The organism is Vibrio porteresiae DSM 19223, from assembly GCF_024347055.1.
Classification (GTDB): domain Bacteria; phylum Pseudomonadota; class Gammaproteobacteria; order Enterobacterales; family Vibrionaceae; genus Vibrio; species Vibrio porteresiae.
Genome location: NZ_AP024895.1, coordinates 1,133,720 through 1,152,998, shown reverse-complemented (window position 1 = coordinate 1,152,998; position 19,279 = coordinate 1,133,720). Strand labels below are relative to the sequence as shown.

Sequence of the window (19,279 nt, the reverse complement as noted above, 5' to 3'; positions counted from 1 at the left end):
ATCAATGCTAAACCGCTCTACACTTTGTAATGTTTAAGCTGGTCACTTAATTGCTGCGCCAACTGAGCTAGTGATTCACACGCTTGGGTGGTTTCACTGCTATACGCCAAGTTTTCACTGCTGCTTTGACGAATATGGTCAACGTTTTTGCTGACATCAGCAGCCACTAAGCGCTGCTGCTCTACCGAACTGGCAATCTCAATATTCAACTGAGAAATTCGGTCCACCGCAGTCAATACCGTTTTTAACACTTCGTCAGCCGTTTGGGCTTGGGTTGCATTATCGCGCGCTGCTTGCTGATTACTGTTCATCTGGGCTGACGCACGTTGACCGCTGTGCTGAATACGTTCAATCATACCGCGGATCTCTTCGGTAGAAGATTGCGTGCGACTAGCCAACGAACGTACCTCATCCGCTACCACAGCAAAACCACGCCCATGAGCCCCCGCGCGCGCCGCTTCAATCGAGGCGTTCAGCGCTAACAAGTTGGTTTGCTCAGCAATCTCACGAATCACCGCCAACACGCGGCTAATTTGATTACCCGCATCAACCAATTCCCCTACCGCTGCACTTGACGCTTCAATGTCATGTGCCTGACGGCGAATATTGGCAACGGTTTGACTCAATGTATCACCCACTTGGCGTACATCGTCATTCGCTTGACGCGCAAAGACTTCCGCATCCGCCGTATTACGCGCCACTTCTTGGGCAGACAGACTCAATTCGTGTGATGCAGCAGCCACTTGCTCGGTCTCTTTGGTCTGCTCAGCAGAAGCATGGTGAGATTGGCTCGCCAAGCCTAACAAACGCTCTGTTGAACTTGCCACTTCGTTTGCTGCTTGCTTGGCTTCTTTAATCGTTTGCTGGATACGACTGAGCAATAAGTTAAAGCCGTGCGCCATTTTGCCCAATTCGTCTTGCGTGGTAATGGCAAAGCGTTGGGTCAAATCCCCTTCCCCTTGGGCAATATCTTCAATGGCTTGCACAAACACAGCCAAAGGTTTACCAACAATGCGGTTGACTAACCAAGAGTTAAACAGGATCAGCACTAAACCACTGACGAGGATTAAACCGGCACTGCGTAGTGACTCAGCCCAGATTTGTTCACTCACTTCAGCATTCGAATAAGCTGTTACGATTTGATAACCCCATGGCGTAAACTCTGCTTTTTTAACATGCCACGCAGCACTGTCTTGCAGGGCTTGTTGAACGGTTTGGTCCGAAACATGGCTTGAGTGCATGCGCATTTGGTCTTTAGCATCGTACAGTGCGACAAAACCTTGTTGTAAAATGCGTGACTCTTGAATCGCTTCAGCAATACTCTGCATGTCTGCCGAGTAACCGACATACCAAATACCGATCACATTATTGCCATCAAAAATCGGCTCATAACCGGCGATATAAGGTTTGCCCAAAATGTCCACTTCACCGTAAAACGGTTGGCCAGCGTTAATCGCACGCATCGCCTTACCGGTCGGCGCTAACACGGTGCCGATACTGCGTTGTCCATCTTTTTTCACGTTGGTTGAAACACGAACAAACTGGTCACCATCTCGGGCAAACAGCGTCGCTGTTCCGCCCATCACTTGGGTCAGTTGATCCACTAATTCATATTGATTGGCTTGTGATGCTTGGCCAAACAGCAGGTCCGGTGCCTGACGATTAGCGACGGTCACGCGAGAACCTAGCTGCGCCTTCCCTAACGCTAAGCTACGTTCTTTAAGTAATGCCATACTGCTTTTGACTCGATCCAGCATAATGTCATTGGTGGTATTCAGCAAACGTGTGATGTCCTGATTCGCGCCACTTTGCTGCTCTTGTGCCTGAAGAGTCACGTTCTCGATATTGGTCACGCTTTGATAAGCCACCACCAAAATCGCAAACAGGCAAATAAGCGAGCTGATGCCGAGAATAAACTTACGATTAATGCTCATAAACATCCTAATAATTAAGGTGTTAAGGGGATTATTACATTGAAAGTATTAAATTGCTTTTCATATTATAGGGCGGTTATCGTACAACAGCTCGATAACACGCCAAATAACCCTGAGTAATTGGTCAATATCATCCACTAAAACTTGATGCAGATCAAATTTTAGTAAGTACCTATTTAGAGTGAGAGGTGATGTCATCCAGTGGCTGGGTAAATCGCCACTGGCGACAAAAGGGGGAACGTCAGGCAGCGAGCCTGACTTTAATAGATGGGAACAATCGGTTTATTTGCTAGCAGAGTGACCATGTAACTCACGGTAATGCTCTTCAAGATGCAACTGGCCTTTTGGTGGAGCCAACATGTCCCGCGACATCACGGTCATAAAAAATTCGATTGGACCATATTGATGGCGGCTGGTGAAAAAGCGGCTCGCTCCCATGGCGAGAACGCCAACCCAACCTGGTACATAAATGATGGTGGGTTTCTTACCCGCACACTTGAAAGCCATTTCTGCAATTTGCCGATGGGTTAACACATCAGGTCCTCCTGCGGCGACTTCACGTTTAGGGGTATCTATCGCATCAACCACCAAATTGGCAAGGTCAGCACCATGAATAGGGTTTGATTTATACTGGCCGCCAGAAAACAGAAAAATACGCCCTGTTTCGGCCATATGATAAAACTCATCCATGTCAGAAAAGAAACCATTGGGTCTTACCACGGTATACTCTAGCCCTGAGTTTTTCAGCGCTTCAACAAATCGCTCTTTGGCTTTGCAAAGCGACACCTTGCGTAATTTCTCTCCATCTAAAATCGAGACATAAATAAATTTACGGACTCCGCTGGCTTTCGCTTGCTCAAGGAGATTGAGATTGGCTTGATAATCTACATCCATGTAGCTTAAGCCATCTTTTTGGCGAGTAATACCAACGGTAGAAATCACGGTATCGATGCCCTCACAGCACCCGATCAGCGTTTGTGATTCCGTTACTTCGGCTTCAAGTAACTCATGGGGGACAATGCCCCTCTCATCTAACTTAGTTGCATCACGTACCACTGTGCGTACGGTGTAATCTCGCTTCAACAATTCGGCCGCAACAAAACTGCCCAAATACCCGGTGGCTCCTGCCAGTAATACCTTTTTATCCATGGTGTTACCTCATCTTCCATCTGTATCCGTTGTCTCTCAAAGAGGTTTTAAGATATCGGCACGGTCGCAATCAAGAGAGACAAAAACGTTTTTATCTCCGTTATACACCTGCTGCATCCCTTCTGATACCTGTTTATCGCTGGCACCTTTTATCACCAAGGCGACACGTTTATCTTTCATTAATGGCCGATATTGGGCACACACTCCGGGGCTTTTAATCGAAATGGTGCTGACATGCACTTTCGCTAACGCATCCCAATCAGAGAGAGTGACATGGCTAAACACCACATCCAAATCCGGCTTATTTAATTTCTCTACCTTATTTAAATAGACCCGACTAAGCAACATGTCACGTAATGCAGGAATTTGATTTAAGGCGCGTAGATCGTCAATCTCGCCACCGCTTAATACGAGCGACTTTAATTCTGGGAGTTGTTTGATGCCTTGCAACGAGACATTTCCCTCAAATGCACACTGCAGATACTCCATATCCTGTGCTGAATGGATATTTTGCTGCTGCGCCATGGCTAACACGCATTTTTGCAGCTGTTGATCAGGGAAACGTAGCTCATCGATGGGTACGTCAGTGGCGTGAGCCGCAGAGGCAAAAAGCACACTGGCGATAAGAATTGAGACTTTCACCACAATGTCCTATGAAATGGTTCTCAAATAAATGTAGCTAACATGGTAAAGCTTTAAAGCAAGTTTCGGAAAAATTACGTTTAAGATTATGACAGAGGAAAGCAAACTCGTTGCTAAAAGGTCAAGTAGAGTTGCTCAACTACAACATTTTCTCAATAAACGGCATTATTCTATGTTTCAGAAACCACTTTAATTGGAGGGGCGCGATAAACAGTAAACTGGTTGCGGCCATTTTGTTTACTGGCATACAAGGCCTCATCGGCCTCTTGAATTAACTGCTCAATTTGCACATCGGTATGAGGCGTGCGCACAGCAATACCGATACTAACCGTCACATGAGGAGCAATATCCGAGGATTTATGGGCAATATTGAGTTGTTTCACCGCCCCAATCACATGGTCAGCACACAAGGTCGCCCCCTCCTTATCTGTAAACGGCAGTAAACAAGCGAACTCTTCCCCACCGTAACGACAACAAATATCCGACGTGCGCCGCACCGATGTTTGCAACGCACGCGCGATGCTCTTCAAGCACTCATCCCCAGCAAGATGCCCATAACTGTCGTTGTAACGTTTGAAATAATCGACATCGAGCATCAGTAGAGCCACGGGCTTTTGCTCTCTTTGACACAGATTCCAATCCCCTAGTAGCGCCTGATCAAAGCGCCGCCGGTTCGCGAGCCCCGTTAACCCGTCAATCAAGGCCATGTCTTTCATGATGTCCATCTGCAGTTTTAAAGTCAGATGTGTCATCACACGAGCACGTACAATTAAGGGGTTAAACGGTTTAGTAATAAAATCCACCGCGCCCACTTCAAAGCCTCTTGCTTCAACGTTCGCTTCGGTTTCTGCAGTCACAAAAATCACAGGAATATCCGTGGTAAGAGGGTCGAGAGACAATTGCTGGCATACTTCATAGCCATCCATTTCAGGCATAACAATATCAAGCAAAATAAGGTCAGGTTGCTGCTCACGGGCTTTTTGTAAGCCGCTACGTCCGTTAGTTGCCATCAGTACATTAAATTCATCTTTGAACACTTCATTAATCGCACGAATATTGATCGGTTGATCATCGACCACCAACAATACTGGCTTACGTCCTTCCTGAATGTACTGTTGCAACAAACGATTACGTGACATGACCTTCCCTTATCTGCGTTAACCATTGCCGAGCGGACTCAAATTCCAGATTCTCTACCGCAATCAGCAGCGCCTGATAGCTTTGATTGTCTGAAAAATGGCGCTGTAATTGCTCTGCCAATTCAATTGCTTTCATATTGCCTGTCGAGAGGCAATCTTCCAGTTCGATGCAAACGCTCTGCACATCTAAGCTAGACTCAACCACTGGCATAATGCTCTCGTTTGACCCCAGACTCATCATCAGCGTTTGATGCTCTTGTGCAGCTTGTTTGGCGATGGTCTCTACCACACCAGTCAGCAGCTCTTTGCCTTGCTCAGCAATATCAACCTTTTTCAATTCAGCTTCTTTGTTTTTAAGCCATGTAAATAGCTCATCTAACCCGGCCGTACCCGCTGACCCCTTCATGGTATGAAGTATAGTCATAACCTCCGACCAGTGCTGATGATTAATTGCCTGGTGAAGAGATTGGTTCAATTCGAGAAACGACGGCATAAACCCTTGCAGTAACTTACGATAAAGCTGCTCATTACCACCAAAGCGAGAAAGTACCTGCTGCAATTTGTCACTCGGATCGCAATGAGTTCCCGCACTGGAGAGTAAAGGTTCATGGCCCGTCAGCGTAAGAATGGTCTCAAGCACCAAGTTAAAATCGAGTGGTTTTCCTAAATGCGCGTTCATCCCAGCCGCTAAACAGGCGCTTTTATCCTCATCACTGACGTTGGCAGTCATGGCGATAATCGGCAACGTGGCAAACTCTGCATGTTGTCGAATCTCTTTTGTGGCCGTCAAACCGTCCATGGTCGGCATTTGCATGTCCATCAACACCACATCAAAGTGAAGCTGTGGATCGAGCACCGCATTAACACCTTGCAGACCATCTTGTGCCAGAGTGACATTCGCTCCTGCACTAGTGAGTAGCTCATGAGCAACCTCTTGGTTAAATACATTATCTTCCACCAGCAATACGTTCATCCCCACTAGCGGCATCTGCTCAGCTTGTTCTGATGTCACCAAATCGGAATTATTGCTGCGACGGTTATTGAGCACATCATTGACCGAGGTAAGCAGTTGATACGGTGTCACCGGTTTCGATAGCGTTGCCTCAAAAGGTGAACTGACGTCAACCACTGGAATTTCACCATGGCTTGCCGCGCTAATTAAAATAGCCTTAGGCTTTTTGCTTAAATGAAGTTGATGTTTAATGTGCTGAGCAAGCTCCACCCCATCCATATGCGGCATTAACCAATCCAGAATTAGGCAATCAAAGGGTTGCTCGTGTTGATCTGCCGCTTCAATCATCTCGATAGCTTCAACGCCACTGTGAGCCACTGCCACTTGTGCATGTAACCGCACTAAGCTTTCTGCGACCATAGTACGTGCAACATCGTTATCATCCACCACCAGAATCCGTGGCTGGCGCTCAAACCATTGTGGCTGCCAAGGTTTGGAGGAATCAATTGGCAGAGTTAACTCGAAGAAAAAGCGGCTGCCTTTGCCAAGCTCACTCTCAACGAGCAGCTCCCCATCCATAAGCTCAATGAGGCGGCGAGAAATAACCAACCCTAAACCCGTCCCGCCATAACGACGTGTGATAGACGCTTCTGCCTGAGTAAAGCCATCAAAAATGCGCTCTTGTTGTTCAGGGCTAATACCAATACCAGTATCTGTCACCGCAATCATCACGCGCACTTGTTGATTATGGGTAGAGAGCAACCGCGTGCGCACCACCACTTCGCCTTGATCGGTAAATTTAATCGCGTTACTAATAAGATTGATCAGTACTTGTTGGATACGCAGTTCATCTCCCAGCAAATAGGGCGGAATCTGCTCATCTAAATCAAACAGTAACTCCACGGATTTTTCCCGTAAGTTACCTGACATCACCACCGCCAAATGCTCCATCAAACCCTCTAAATCAAAAGGATGTGGATCGATTTCTAACTTACCAGACTCAATCTTTGAATAATCCAATATGTCATTGAGCAGTGTGAGTAATGAAGTGGCGGCCATGCGCGCCTTCGACGCAAAATCATGCTGTTTTTGACTTAAGGTGGTTTTAAGCAACAACTGCAGCATCCCCAATACCGCATTCATTGGGGTGCGAATTTCATGACTCATATTGGCGAGAAACAGAGACTTAGCAGCGTTCGCATCATCTGCCTCTACTTTGGCATCGCGCAATGCTTTTTCCGACCTTTTTTGCTCAGAGATATCCCGCGCAATCCCCAAATAGCCATTAATCTCATCGTTATTGCCGCGAATCACCGTGACCACTAAGTTAATCGGTAAACGTCGACCATCTTTACGAATGTATGTCCACTCAAGCGATTCATACACATTAAGACGAGCTTTTAATGTAAACACATCCATGCCGGAGACTTCTTGCCCATACTCTTTGGATAACGCAGCACAGCGCTCACGAATCTCTTCAGCATCGTGAAATACCACCGGCAGCTGTTTATCGACCATCTCTTCACTGGTATAACCCAACATATTTTCTGCGCCTGTGTTGAACACTTTAATAATCCCACTCGGTTCTACAGCAATGATGGCCACCTCTGATGCGGCGCTTAACACATTGGAAAACAGAATGTTGAGGTCATTTAATTGCGCGGTACGCTGCACCACCTGCTGTTCAAGATTGGCATTCAATTCATGAATTTTGGCTTCTGCGGCCTTTTGCTTCGAGATATCCCGCACGGTTTTTGCCGCGCCAAGCACAGTCCCCGTGGAAGACAAAATAGGTGACACGGTCGCAGAGACAGGAAACTCAGTTCCATCCTTGCGATGGCGAATGGTTTCAAAGGCGGAAATGGTTTCACCATGGGCGATTTTGGCGAGAATATCGCGCTCTTCATACTGCAATCTTTGGGGAATGACTAAGTTTTTTAGCGGCTGACCAATTGCTTCTTCCCGTGTGTAGCCAAAGATCTGTTCTGCGCCTGTGTTCCAACTGATGATAATCCCATCGAGATTCTTACCAATGATCCCATCGACAGAGCTTTCGACGATCGCGTGCAATTTGGTCTGTTCATGGATCAGGCGAGACCGGTTACTGCGCTGCACATTAAACATCGCAACTAACAACGCCAGCATTGCGCTCACGGCAAAGCCGATAGAAAACACTTCTGCAGAGGTATGCAGATGAACCGACTCTAAAAATTGGGGGGTAATCGACAATGATAAAAGCCAATGTCGGCCAAGCATATTCAATGGTCGCTCATGTGGGTAAAGCCCTACCTCAAGGCTATTTTTATAAAATGAGACAGCATCTTGCCGATCGGTGACATCGGTAATAGTCAATATTTGCTTCGTGGGATCTGGGGTAATGTCTTTTAGCACATCGGTAAGACTTAACGGGGCGTTGATCCAACCAAATCCTTTTTCTAATCGCTCACTCTCGGTGTCAGGAATGTCACCGCCACGATATAACGGCAGGAGAATCAGCAGGGAATCGATTTGACCTCCGGAATTCGTTACCAAGCGAATGGGGGGAGTGATTCGCGCTTGCCCGCTTTTCATCGCCGCATCGGCTGTGGTGCGCCGTTTGGGCTCTGAGGCAATATCAAAACCAATCGCCTTTTCATTGAGCATATAGAACTCAGGTTCCATATATTGAATGATGTAAGAGTCACCAAAGTTTGGTGAATATTGACTTATCGAGAACCCCGGAGCGTCATCGGATTTGGCCTGATAAATAAAAGATTTAAGCTCTTCTCGTTTTACCCAGCGAACAAAACCAAAACCTCGCGCACCAGGAAAATACTCTTTGAGGCTTAATGTCGAGCCAAATTGGTTCATCTCTTTACGGGTGACATCTTCACCACCGCCAGACAAAATCGCCGTACGCGCTTCACGAATCCCATATTGATAGAGCTGAAAACGCTCGGTAACTTTCTCAATCAGTTGGTCAAACTTTTCGTTGATCGCCTCATCAATCCGATTGGCATTAAGGCTTAGAGTGAAATAATTCACGGCGGCAGTGACCACCAAACCGACCAAAAACAGCAAAATGGCGTAACGATGGTTTCTCACTAATGAAGACTGTGTGGTACGAAAGTCGGCTGATGAAATGTCCATATCACTCCTAAACCGCGCTTTTACAATGCGCTGAATATATTGAGTGTAGACGGCAAGGGAGAAAAAGGCGGTACAAGTTGTTGATGTACGCCACCAATTGGAACGTTACCGTGTCAAATTTGGACTCGCTTACGGTGCGATGCTGATCGGTAATTGTGCTGGCTGAGGATTGATAACCCACTCGCTAATAAATTGCTCGAGCGGAATTGGCTTACTAAAAAGGTAGCCTTGGTAATAATCCACGCCATGCTCCTTGAGATATTGCAGCTGTGTCACTTGTTCAATTCCTTCCGCTACGGTCGGAATCTCCAACCGCTGTGATAAATCCAATAAGTTATTAACGATATTGTTAGAGATCGGATCTTGCCCAATCAAATCAATAAATTGCTTATCAATTTTGATGTAATCAACCTCAAACATCTGCAGGTAAATCAAACTGGAATGCCCAGTACCAAAATCGTCTATAGAAAAGCGTACTCCAGCAGCATACAACTCGTTGTACATCTCAAAAATCCGCTCTTCTTTGGTGACCTGCTCACGCTCAGTAAGCTCTAACACCAGCTTGATGTTGTCGTTATTAATATTGGAAATAAAGCGCACGCAATCATACACAATGGTGCGATCAAACAGCTGCTGGGCACTTAAGTTAAACGACAAATGCATCACATGACGTACTAGGTGAGCATAAGGTTTAAGCTGTCGAGTCACCTGAGCAAACAGCGATGTCGACAACCGTGCAGCCAGTTGCCCTTGTTCGACTAGACCAATAAATTCATAAGGCGAGATAATGCCTTTTTTCGGATGATGCCAACGTACTAACACTTCACCGCCAGCCAACGATCCATCTTGCGCAAAAATAGGCTGTACATACGCTTTAAATTGCCCAGCGCGAATACCGTGGCGAATTTCACGTGCCAAAAAGCGTGGTAAGGTCATGAATTTATAAAATTGGTAGCTCACTACCAACGGAAAGAACAACAAAAACAGGGCAGTAATCAGCAGTTCATCGTAAAGATCTTTTAGCATCAAACCGATATCGTAATCCACCGAAATGGAATAAGGATAGTTTTCCGATGCAATCGTCATCCCTTTGAGTAAGTTGGCGTGCTCATTAGGCATGGTCAGAACTAACTGCCCAATCCCTATTTGAAAATGCATAAAGTACGGACGAATGTCGATTTGATCGAGAAAATAGTGCTCGCTCAGTTCCGTGGTGATGCTACCAGTGGAATAAATCAACGCCTTAGATTGAATGTATCCCTTGGCAACATAGAGATTTCTATCTGACTCGGGATGAATTGGCATTAAAGAAAAACCATCGATAGAGCTGCAATAGCCATTGGGCAGCTTGAGATCCATCGATAAACCGCTGGGAATCGCTAAGGTGCGAATCATCATCATCCGACGCAAGGTAGTGCAAGGTAGGTGGGTGTAATGGTTGATGTAGGTTCCCGCCTCATCCACTTGGCGGAAAATAGAGTCCATATGCTCAATGATATTGCTGATGTTCTGCTTGACTTGCCGCTCTACGTCATCAGTAATCGTGTGATAGGCCATCTGCCCACCCGCCAAAAGCAACATGAGATAAACAGCAAAGGCATAGAGACGAGCTCTAAAAAAACGTGAGTTCTCATATTTGGACTTTTGCAACATAGATTCCTGTGAGATTAACAAAACATCTAACGGCGTGTACCACCATAGTATAGGAGAAGTTATCCTGAATGCACTAGCTAGCCAATTGAATAAATTGGTTTTGTTGACAACAATGACTTTCCCCTCAGCTCTATTTTTTCAACCCACATCACTTTTTCTTATTCCTGCTACAACAGTTTTAAGGGGAGCAACTACACTTGTTACAAGTAACTATTTGATCTTATAACGATCATTATCATTAATTGCTAAGAAAGTGCTGATTTACTATCGTATAAGAACAAATTTCCGCTCTGATTTTCCGCTGTTTTGGGCGTGTTAGCATCACTTCTTATCGTTCTCTTTAAAGCACACAAGCAACGGATGATAACGTACAACCCATTATGGGTGAGGCAGCTATGAATGGTGTAACCACGGCAGAACCACTGATTTCTCAATCGTCTCAGACAGCCCGCGAAGAGACATTTGTCCGTTTTACTCGGCTTGCGGCGTTTATTGCGCAAACCGATATCGCGACAGTCAGTTTAATTGAGGGTGACAAGCTCTATTTTAAAGCTCAGGTGGGCTTTGACCTCGAAGAGATAAATGCTGCCGATTCGTTTACCATCCACACCGTGCAACAATTACAGCCGCTGATTGTTAACGACCTAAGCAAAGATGCGCGTTTTGCTGACAACCCAATAGTTCAAGCTGACCCTTTTATTCGGTTTTACGCTGGATTCCCTATCAGTGTGAATGGAGAACAGAACATTGGCGCACTGTGTGTCATGCACGGCAAACCACGCCACTTAACGCAAGAACAGATCAACGCCTTAAGTGAGCTGAGCCGTTTACTTGAACTGCAAATTAATCACGCCGACCTTGCCCTCACCGATGATATGACTGGACTACTCAATCGCCGCGGGTTTTATGCCAAAACCGAATCGTTTATCGAGCGCTGCATAGAGAATCAAGAGAGCTATGTGTTGATCTATTTTGACATCGATGGCTTTAAAACCATTAATGACCAATTTGGTCACAGCCAAGGAGACCTTGCGCTGAGACTCTTTGCGACCGCTCTCCGTCATTCGGTACGCGGTAGTGACTTAATCGCCCGTTTAGGCGGCGATGAATTTTGCGTGTTAATGACCTTAAACGGCTTGCAACGTGAAGTGGACATTCCCGCTCGCCTTGAGCAAGAGTTGACCCACTTAGCGCAAAATGAACAATTCACCATTCACTTTAGTTCCGGCACTATCATTCGCGATCCAGATGTGGAACAAGCCCCCATCGACAGTTTGCTCAACCGCGCGGATCAAGCCATGTATCAAGAAAAACGCCGCAAAAAGCTCGAGTGCAAAGGGAAATGATCGTTGCGCTGGCACACATTAGTTGCATGCCAGTTTTCTACGCTTTGATTTTATAGCGGTTATTTTTCTCACTCTTGGCCGTTTTCTTCTACGCTTTAAGGCAGTTCCCTTTACCTGTTAAGAGAGGCGCCTATGAGCCAAGACGATAAAGAAGTCGACAATGGGGGTATCCCATTACCCAGTGGCAAGGTTAATCCTATCGATACCGACTATACGGTCGGTCAAGATAACGTCGTACTTTCCGTCGGTCCGTTTGGGTTAGATATTCACAACCGCGTTTTCGCCATTTCTGGATTAGCCATTGTGATCTTCGTGTTTGCCACCTTGATATTCCGTGAGCACGTTGAACCGGTGTTTACTTCGCTCAAATCGTGGATTGTCACCAACTTAGACTGGTTTTTCCTCCTCTCTGGAGACCTATTTGTGATTGTGTGTCTGGGGCTTATCTTTTCCCCTCTAGGACGAGTGCGGATTGGCGGTACAGAAGCGACCCCGGATTATTCCTACTCAGGTTGGCTGGCGATGCTGTTTGCGGCAGGGATGGGAATTGGCTTGGTGTTCTTTGGCGTATCAGAGCCAATGTCTCATTTCAGCACATCTCTTGCCGGAACGACCATGGAAAATGGCGTACGCACTGACTGGGCACCATTGGGAGCCGCCATCGGCAATACCGAGGCCGCTGAAGCTTTGGGGATGGCAGCAACCATTTATCACTGGGCACTCCATCCTTGGGCAATTTATGCTCTGCTCGCTTTAGGGTTAGCCATTTTCTCGTTTAACAAAGGCTTACCTTTAACCATGCGTTCGGTCTTCTATCCCCTCTTTGGCGAACGCGTCTGGGGCTGGACAGGTCACATCATCGATATTTTGGCGGTGGTTGCCACTGTGTTTGGGTTAGCCACCTCACTCGGTTATGGCGCATCACAAGCGGCAACGGGGCTTAACTTTCTCTTTGGTATTCCACTTAATGACACCACCAAGGTGGTGCTCATTCTGATTATTTCCGCCATGGCATTGGCATCTGTGCTTGCGGGGCTCGACAGTGGAGTGAAACGGTTATCCGAAATCAATATGGGGCTGGCGGCGATATTGCTGTTGTTTATTGTGTGTGTAGGCCCAACTCTCACCATTCTAAGCAGCTTCTTCACCAATATTTGGCATTACATTGAGTATATTCCTGCGCTTTCGATGCCCTTTGACCGAGAAGATGTGAACTTTTCCCAAGGTTGGACCTCCTTCTATTGGGCGTGGTGGATTTCATGGTCACCTTTTGTCGGCATGTTTATCGCTCGCGTTTCGCGCGGTCGTACGGTTCGCGAATTCATTGTGTGCGTACTGCTGATTCCATCGACCGTGTGTGTATTCTGGATGACCGCCTTTGGCGGCACAGCGGTAAACCAATACGTCAATGACGGTTACCAAGCAGTGATGAATGCTGAGCTTTCCTTGAAACTGTTTGCCATGTTAGAAGTGATGCCGTGGCATGGCATCACCTCGTTTGTCGGTATTGTACTGGTGGTGGTGTTCTTTATTACCTCATCCGACTCGGGTTCCTTGGTAATCGACACCATCGCCGCTGGCGGTAAAGTCGATGCACCGACACCTCAGCGGGTGTTCTGGTGTACCTTTGAAGGCTTGGTCGCCATTGCACTGATGTTAGGTGGTGGCTTAGCCGCAGCCCAAGCCATGGCAGTTGCTACCGGCTTCCCATTCACCATAGTGTTGTTGGTCGCGACCGTGTCACTGATTAAAGGCTTAATGAGTGAACCGCGAGCGAAAAAGAAATAAAGACAGTAGTCGCCCCTTCGGGCCTACAAAGTGAAAGCAAACAAGGGCCTAATTGGCCCTTGTTTTTTAAGTAAACGCTGGTGATAAATGGTGTTGATAAAAGCGATGAGTTGACAGGATTACTGATTGCCTGACGAAAGTGCTGAAATCAACGGCTGTAACGTGTTTTCAAACACGGTTTGCGCTTGCTTGTTCATGTTTTCCACATTCAAGCCGGGATTTTGTTTGAGCACTTGATCACGCAGTGCATCCACTTGTGCCGAGCAGAGATCGCCAGTCACACTGGACTCTTGCCCCGAACCACATACGGACCCTAACGTCTTGGTCGGCAGTTGGCTGATCATATCCGCCAGCGATAAGCCGTTTGAGCTGCTGGCCGCAATGCTCGTTTCGCTCACCATCATCCCGCTTAACATCATTCCACCAACCAGTAATACTCGACTTAACCCTTTCATCTGTGGTTCTCCTATCTGGTTTAGCCCCCGTTGCTTAAACTCACTGAGCGCTGAAACCGATTAACCGCGTATCCAATAACCATGCTGTTTAGAATTATCGGCTTTAAGCGACGATACTTAAGCTCTTTTTAGCCGTTACCACTAAGATTTTGCTGATAATTTCTCAAGGATCGCAACTTCACAATAATCTGCCCCTAGTGGGAAATAACCCACTACTATTATGCTATGGTTTGAATATTAGACAATGGTGTCACACCGGCACAAGCAACAGAGGAACCATTCTCATGCAGCGATTTGAAATTCGTATGGAACCCAGCCCTACCGAACCTTTGTACTACTTCGTCTTAGTATCAAAAAATGGTGATGTATTTGCTCGAAGCGTCATGTACCCAACGAAACAAGCCGTAGAAAACCGCATTAATTTAATCAAAGACAATGCTTCAACCGCCAAGGTGGTGGATCACACTACAGCGGAAGCGCACTAATCTCTTCAATCAACCGCTTGCTATCGGCCAATTGGTCAGCGATCGTTGCGACGACATAGTCACTTTTTAGATTATCGGACCTTGCCGTCGCTCTTTCAGGCGCAAATTGATAACAGAGAGTGCAAAGCGGATAAAAAACCGTGTAAAATCCGCTACGTTACTTTTTGTTAACTAGGTGTGATGCCCACGTTATGGAACGTTTTTTTGAAAAATTGCTGTACTCTGCTCGTTGGATTATGGCTCCTGTTTATTTAGGCTTAAGTTTTGTTTTACTCGCGTTGGCGGTGAAATTCTTCCAAGAAGTTTGTCACATCATTCCCAACATCTTCTCGATTGAAGAAGTGGATTTGGTGCTAACCACTTTATCCATGATTGATATCGCCTTAGTGGGCGGCTTAATCGTGATGGTGATGTTCTCTGGTTACGAAAACTTTGTCTCGAAAATCGATGTCGATGAGCATAATGACAAGCTCGGCTGGCTGGGAAAAATGGACACCGGTTCGTTGAAAAATAAGGTCGCAGCATCGATTGTTGCTATCTCATCAATTCATCTACTCAAAGTGTTTATGAACACTCAGCATATCGCGAACGACAAGATTAAGTGGTATCTGTTGCTGCATGTGACTTTTGTTGCTTCAGCCTTTGTCATGGGCTATCTCGATAAGATCAGCAAAAAAGAGCACAAATAATCACATTGGGCAGCGTAAACGCTGCCCAATTGTTTTATCGCCTTTCACCTCTTTCATTGGCAAACCTTAAGTAAATCTTAAATATTGCTTTGTAATCTCAAACTCAGAATCACTAGAAGAAGATTGAGGTTGTCGATGATGTGGATTACAAAAGAGAATCATCTGAGGTTTAAAAATCGTTTGCGCCAATTTGATAAGCAACGCAAAAAAGTGATGTCGCGCTGGCTGAGTCTGCCCTTAGCTCTGTTCAATCGCATCAGCGCCACCCAAGAAACGTTGGTTAACCATCAGCAGGTACAACGTATTGTGATAGTGCGTAACAATGCGCGCGTTGGTAATACCCTGTTTTTAATTCCCTTTATCAATCAAGTTAAGCAAGTTTATCCGCAGGCTGAAATCACCTTAATAGGGTGTGCGAATTGGCAAGCGTCGCTGTTAGAAGGCCTCGCTATTGATCACTTTGTTGTAAGCCACTTCCGTTTCAGCTCATTAGGTAAGCTACTCAAGACAATCGTTACTCTGCGCAAGACTCAATTTGACCTGTGCTTTATGCCTTGTGGCTCGGCGCAAGATGCGTTGATGTGCAGCGCCTTGAACGCGCGCAATAAAATCGGCTTTGATCATGAACGGTATCGTAACGCGCTCACGCATCCGTTGAATAATCCTTCGTTTTATCAACACGCAGCGCTGCGTTGTTTAGCCCTGATACCTCAAATTGCCCCACTTGCCCTTGCGCAAACTTGCCACCAGCTGCGTTTAACCCAACACGAACTGGCTGAAGGCAAAGCAGCACGCCTTGCGATTGCCGATGAACAAACCTTATGTATTGGCTATTTCCGTGAGGCACGCGGCGCTAAACAGTTAAGCGATAAGCAATGGCAAAACTCTATAGACACGTTGACTCAAGCCAGCCCTTATCCGGTCGTGTGGATTGAAATTCTTGGCCCTGGAATGAAGCAAGGCTTTACGCCTAATCACTTAAGTTGTCACTGCGCCGATTTAAGAGAGTTGGCAGGGTTTCTACACCATCTCGATGGGTTTATCAGCTGCGACACAGGACCGCTCCATTTAGCCGATGCAGTCAATACGCCTTGCATTGGTCTGTTCACTCATACCGATCCCACCGTCTACGGCATGTTGGGCGATAAGGCGCAATACATTACCGATATCGAGCAGTTCGATGCGACTAACGTTTGGCAAACTCTACTTGGCAAGTCACTTGTGAGTAATCAAGAGACAGAATTACCACTAGCCTTGGTTAACCGCAGTGTGTCATCACAGCCAAACCAGCTTGAAACGCCCGCGATTGAAACCGCTCGATTAGCACTTTAAGCTAAACAGCAGGAACTTTATGTTATCCTTTGGTAGCTAAAACTATAAAAGCCACAGGCCACATCGAAATGCGGCCTGTGGCTTTTATGGGTATTGCTAAGTGACTTGGGTACAAATCTATTCAACGCGGAACTTATTACGTCTCTTGTTGGAATGATCACTGTTGGTCACATCAAATTGCTCGGTCAGCGAGCGTAACTGTTGTCCCATTTTAGTGATGTCTTCACTCACTCGGTTACACATCTCAATCGATTTCTGCGTTTCAGAGAAGTTATCATCCATCACTTGGAAGTTTTGGCTCAGGCTATTGAGCTCAGCCACCTGCTCTGCGATGGAGTGGGTAATCGACGTCACATGTTCATCAATCGCCAGCATAACGTGTTCAATCTCTTCCCAACTTACCTGGGTTTCTTGCACCCGTGTGGTACAGGCTTGGGTTGAACGTAAACCATCATCCATTACGCGCTCAACACGTACTGTACTCGCACTGATGGCATCGACAATCGCCGCCACTTCATTGGTCGACGCTTGGGTACGGCTGGCCAACGCACGCACTTCATCCGCCACCACAGCAAAGCCACGCCCCGCTTCTCCGGCACGTGCCGCTTCAATAGCCGCATTGAGTGCCAATAAGTTGGTTTGCTCGGCAATGCTGTTAATGACCTCAACAACTCGAACAATTTCGTTGGAGTCAGTCTTGAGTTTTTCAACCGCGCTGCTCGCTTCGTTAATTTCATTGCTCAGCGTCGTCATTTCAGTTGATGTAGCCCGCACTGTTGAACGGCCAGCGGTCACCTTTTCCACCGCTTCAGAGGCCGTGGCTTTGATGCTTTGCAGGGTACTATTAACCGAACTGCTGTGCTCCATCACAAAATCCAATTTACTTTGCACACTCTCATACTGATGTTTAGTGCCCATCGAATTCTTATTAAGCGAGGTATTGATGTCTTTCACATCTTCAGAGATGGGTTGCATCCGGACAATAGAACCCAACAATTTTGAAAAGGTATCATCCAAGAATCCAATAAATTCATTCATGCCCATCGCCAATTGCGCGATTTCATCTTTTCCGGAAACAGGCAAACGAATCGTTAAGTCACCATCACCAGAAGAGAGCGAGTTCACTGTCTCTTGCATCTTCGCAATCGGTTTGACCAATCGGCTAGCAATAAACCAGATGATTAAACAGCTGATCACGCTGGACATCACCAACAATGCAATCAAAGCAGTGGTAATGTGGCTGCGAATCACACCTAGCATCTTCATCGCTTCTGATTCATCAATCTCACTGAGCAGCGCCCAGTGAATGCCATCGATATCAAGCGGTTGATAAGCGGAGTAAACTAAAACGCCGCGATAATCAGGGAAAATATCAAACCCGACTTGCCCCGCCAGCGCACGCTGCACCCCGATGGTATCGACAGGCTGTAACCCCATGGTGGTGTTTTGCGCATCTATGTTAGCGATGGTCGCTGGATTCACTCCCGCATCCTTAATGGCTTGCAAATAGCCCGCCTTATCATCAATTAAAAAGCGGCCATCAGAGCGCATCAGTTTATCTTTACCCACCAGATACGTTTCGCCAGACTCACCAAAACCAGACTCTTTCCAGAGTTTATTGTGCGTCATGATCTCATTGATTTTATTGACGGGGATTTGGAACACTAACACCCCAATGGTATTCCCTTGTGGATCTTCGATAGGAGAGGCTATAAATCCTGCTTCTGCGTTATACGATGGGAAATAGTGATCAAAATCGGTGATATATGAGCTGTCTTTATTGGTGAGAGTGAGCGCTTTTTTGTAAGCGGTCGCAAGCGGCGTTGAAGCATAAGGCCCATCTTTCAACGAGGTGGCAAAATCAAGCTCTTTATACACGGTATACACAATTTTCCCAGTACTCGCATCGACCAGAAAAATATCATACAACCCATAGGACTTTAGATACTGTTGCATAAGCTGATGATACTGAGTGTGAACACGAGCATAAGGGGTATCTTCTTTAGGCGTGACTAACTCATCCTTTTGCCCTAATGGTGCGGGGTTAAGGCCAATAAACTGCTGCTGAAAATAGCGCGTATCGTTACCTAACCTCGCGAGAGTCTGTAACGCGGTTTCACGCACACCAGAGGCGTTCGTATTCTGTTTCTGATAATTGCTCGTGAAATCGTTTTGATAGTAGCGCTGTAGTTCAGGGTAATCTGCGGTTGGCGTTGATTGCTGCTTAAACGTGGTAGCAAACTGCTCCATCGCATTTTTTACAGCAGGACTAAGTGCCATAGTGGACACCTCAGATCCTAAAGTCTGCAAATAGAGTTTTAATTCATGGGCAATTTGCGTGCGGCTGGCGACCAGTTTATCTTCTGCGTCTTTTTTCAAAACCGCTTCTGATTCATTTAAGATCACATAGCCTAAAGAGATACAGCTGATCGCCACAAACAGCATAGTGACGATAGAACAGGCCAAAATAAGCTTGGTTTTAATTTTCATAGAATCCTTCACAACCCTGTTGAGTAACTAGATGACACAACAACGTGAAACAACAACTTTATGTATAGTAAGAAAAATTTGCATAAGCAATGTTTT

Annotated in this window: 13 protein-coding genes; 5 read left to right on the top strand and 8 right to left on the bottom strand. The window is 46.3% G+C overall.

What is annotated here, in order from left to right; genetic code table 11:
* Positions 1–17 precede the first annotated feature (17 nt).
* The 6 genes from OCV11_RS05395 to OCV11_RS05370 form a co-directional block, all read right to left on the bottom strand.
* Positions 18–1,934, bottom strand: coding sequence for a methyl-accepting chemotaxis protein (locus tag OCV11_RS05395; RefSeq protein ID WP_261895485.1), 1,917 nt, complete (start codon positions 1,932–1,934; stop codon positions 18–20).
* Positions 1,935–2,216: 282 nt separating this feature from the next.
* Complete coding sequence (locus OCV11_RS05390; RefSeq protein ID WP_261895484.1) at positions 2,217–3,083, bottom strand: SDR family oxidoreductase; 867 nt, start codon at positions 3,081–3,083, stop codon at positions 2,217–2,219.
* Between the two features lie 36 nt (positions 3,084–3,119).
* A complete protein-coding gene (locus tag OCV11_RS05385; protein WP_261895483.1) occupies positions 3,120–3,725 on the bottom strand; it encodes a hypothetical protein in 606 nt (201 codons plus the stop codon).
* A 170-nt stretch (positions 3,726–3,895) separates the two neighbouring features.
* Entirely contained in the window at positions 3,896–4,864 is a 969-nt protein-coding gene (locus tag OCV11_RS05380) for a diguanylate cyclase domain-containing protein (protein ID WP_261895482.1), read from the bottom strand.
* Positions 4,854–8,945: a CHASE domain-containing hybrid sensor histidine kinase/response regulator gene (locus tag OCV11_RS05375; RefSeq protein ID WP_261895481.1), complete on the bottom strand. Its 4,092-nt coding sequence runs from the start codon at positions 8,943–8,945 to the stop codon at positions 4,854–4,856. Before OCV11_RS05375 ends, OCV11_RS05380 begins: the two co-directional genes overlap by 11 nt.
* 129 nt (positions 8,946–9,074) lie before the next feature.
* On the bottom strand, positions 9,075–10,598 hold the full coding sequence (locus tag OCV11_RS05370) for an EAL domain-containing protein (protein ID WP_261895479.1): 1,524 nt from the start codon (positions 10,596–10,598) through the stop codon (positions 9,075–9,077).
* A gap of 395 nt (positions 10,599–10,993) precedes the next feature.
* On the opposite strand from OCV11_RS05370, the gene OCV11_RS05365 reads away from it, so the two are divergent.
* The gene (locus OCV11_RS05365) at positions 10,994–11,944 is read left to right on the top strand and encodes a sensor domain-containing diguanylate cyclase (protein WP_261895477.1); all 951 of its coding nucleotides are present in this window, start codon (positions 10,994–10,996) and stop codon (positions 11,942–11,944) included.
* A gap of 132 nt (positions 11,945–12,076) precedes the next feature.
* Positions 12,077–13,732, top strand: coding sequence for a BCCT family transporter (locus OCV11_RS05360; protein ID WP_261895475.1), 1,656 nt, complete (start codon positions 12,077–12,079; stop codon positions 13,730–13,732).
* A 119-nt stretch (positions 13,733–13,851) separates the two neighbouring features.
* On the opposite strand, the gene OCV11_RS05355 is transcribed toward OCV11_RS05360, so the two are convergent.
* A complete protein-coding gene (locus OCV11_RS05355) occupies positions 13,852–14,187 on the bottom strand; it encodes a hypothetical protein (RefSeq protein ID WP_261895473.1) in 336 nt (111 codons plus the stop codon).
* A gap of 284 nt (positions 14,188–14,471) precedes the next feature.
* Between OCV11_RS05355 and OCV11_RS05350 the strand changes: the two genes are divergently transcribed.
* From OCV11_RS05350 to OCV11_RS05340, 3 genes are all read left to right on the top strand, one after another.
* Complete coding sequence (locus tag OCV11_RS05350; protein ID WP_261895472.1) at positions 14,472–14,672, top strand: YegP family protein; 201 nt, start codon at positions 14,472–14,474, stop codon at positions 14,670–14,672.
* A 191-nt stretch (positions 14,673–14,863) separates the two neighbouring features.
* Complete coding sequence (locus OCV11_RS05345; protein ID WP_261895470.1) at positions 14,864–15,361, top strand: TIGR00645 family protein; 498 nt, start codon at positions 14,864–14,866, stop codon at positions 15,359–15,361.
* Between the two features lie 135 nt (positions 15,362–15,496).
* Positions 15,497–16,693, top strand: a complete 1,197-nt coding sequence (locus tag OCV11_RS05340; protein WP_261895468.1) for a glycosyltransferase family 9 protein — start codon at positions 15,497–15,499, stop codon at positions 16,691–16,693.
* A gap of 117 nt (positions 16,694–16,810) precedes the next feature.
* Here OCV11_RS05340 and OCV11_RS05335 read toward each other — a convergent pair whose 3' ends face one another.
* Positions 16,811–19,183, bottom strand: coding sequence for a methyl-accepting chemotaxis protein (locus OCV11_RS05335; RefSeq protein ID WP_261895467.1), 2,373 nt, complete (start codon positions 19,181–19,183; stop codon positions 16,811–16,813).
* Positions 19,184–19,279: the final 96 nt, after the last annotated feature.

What these genes read in the sequence shown, in the direction of transcription:
- OCV11_RS05340 (WP_261895468.1), top strand. Translation starts at nt 15,497, where the DNA reads ATGATGTGGATTACAAAAGAGAATCATCTGAGGTTTAAAAATCGTTTG.
- OCV11_RS05335 (WP_261895467.1), bottom strand. Translation starts at nt 19,183, where the DNA reads ATGAAAATTAAAACCAAGCTTATTTTGGCCTGTTCTATCGTCACTATG.
- OCV11_RS05365 (WP_261895477.1), top strand. Translation starts at nt 10,994, where the DNA reads ATGAATGGTGTAACCACGGCAGAACCACTGATTTCTCAATCGTCTCAG.
- OCV11_RS05390 (WP_261895484.1), bottom strand. Translation starts at nt 3,083, where the DNA reads ATGGATAAAAAGGTATTACTGGCAGGAGCCACCGGGTATTTGGGCAGT.
- OCV11_RS05350 (WP_261895472.1), top strand. Translation starts at nt 14,472, where the DNA reads ATGCAGCGATTTGAAATTCGTATGGAACCCAGCCCTACCGAACCTTTG.
- OCV11_RS05395 (WP_261895485.1), bottom strand. Translation starts at nt 1,934, where the DNA reads ATGAGCATTAATCGTAAGTTTATTCTCGGCATCAGCTCGCTTATTTGC.
- OCV11_RS05380 (WP_261895482.1), bottom strand. Translation starts at nt 4,864, where the DNA reads ATGTCACGTAATCGTTTGTTGCAACAGTACATTCAGGAAGGACGTAAG.
- OCV11_RS05345 (WP_261895470.1), top strand. Translation starts at nt 14,864, where the DNA reads ATGGAACGTTTTTTTGAAAAATTGCTGTACTCTGCTCGTTGGATTATG.
- OCV11_RS05355 (WP_261895473.1), bottom strand. Translation starts at nt 14,187, where the DNA reads ATGAAAGGGTTAAGTCGAGTATTACTGGTTGGTGGAATGATGTTAAGC.
- OCV11_RS05370 (WP_261895479.1), bottom strand. Translation starts at nt 10,598, where the DNA reads ATGTTGCAAAAGTCCAAATATGAGAACTCACGTTTTTTTAGAGCTCGT.
- OCV11_RS05360 (WP_261895475.1), top strand. Translation starts at nt 12,077, where the DNA reads ATGAGCCAAGACGATAAAGAAGTCGACAATGGGGGTATCCCATTACCC.
- OCV11_RS05375 (WP_261895481.1), bottom strand. Translation starts at nt 8,945, where the DNA reads ATGGACATTTCATCAGCCGACTTTCGTACCACACAGTCTTCATTAGTG.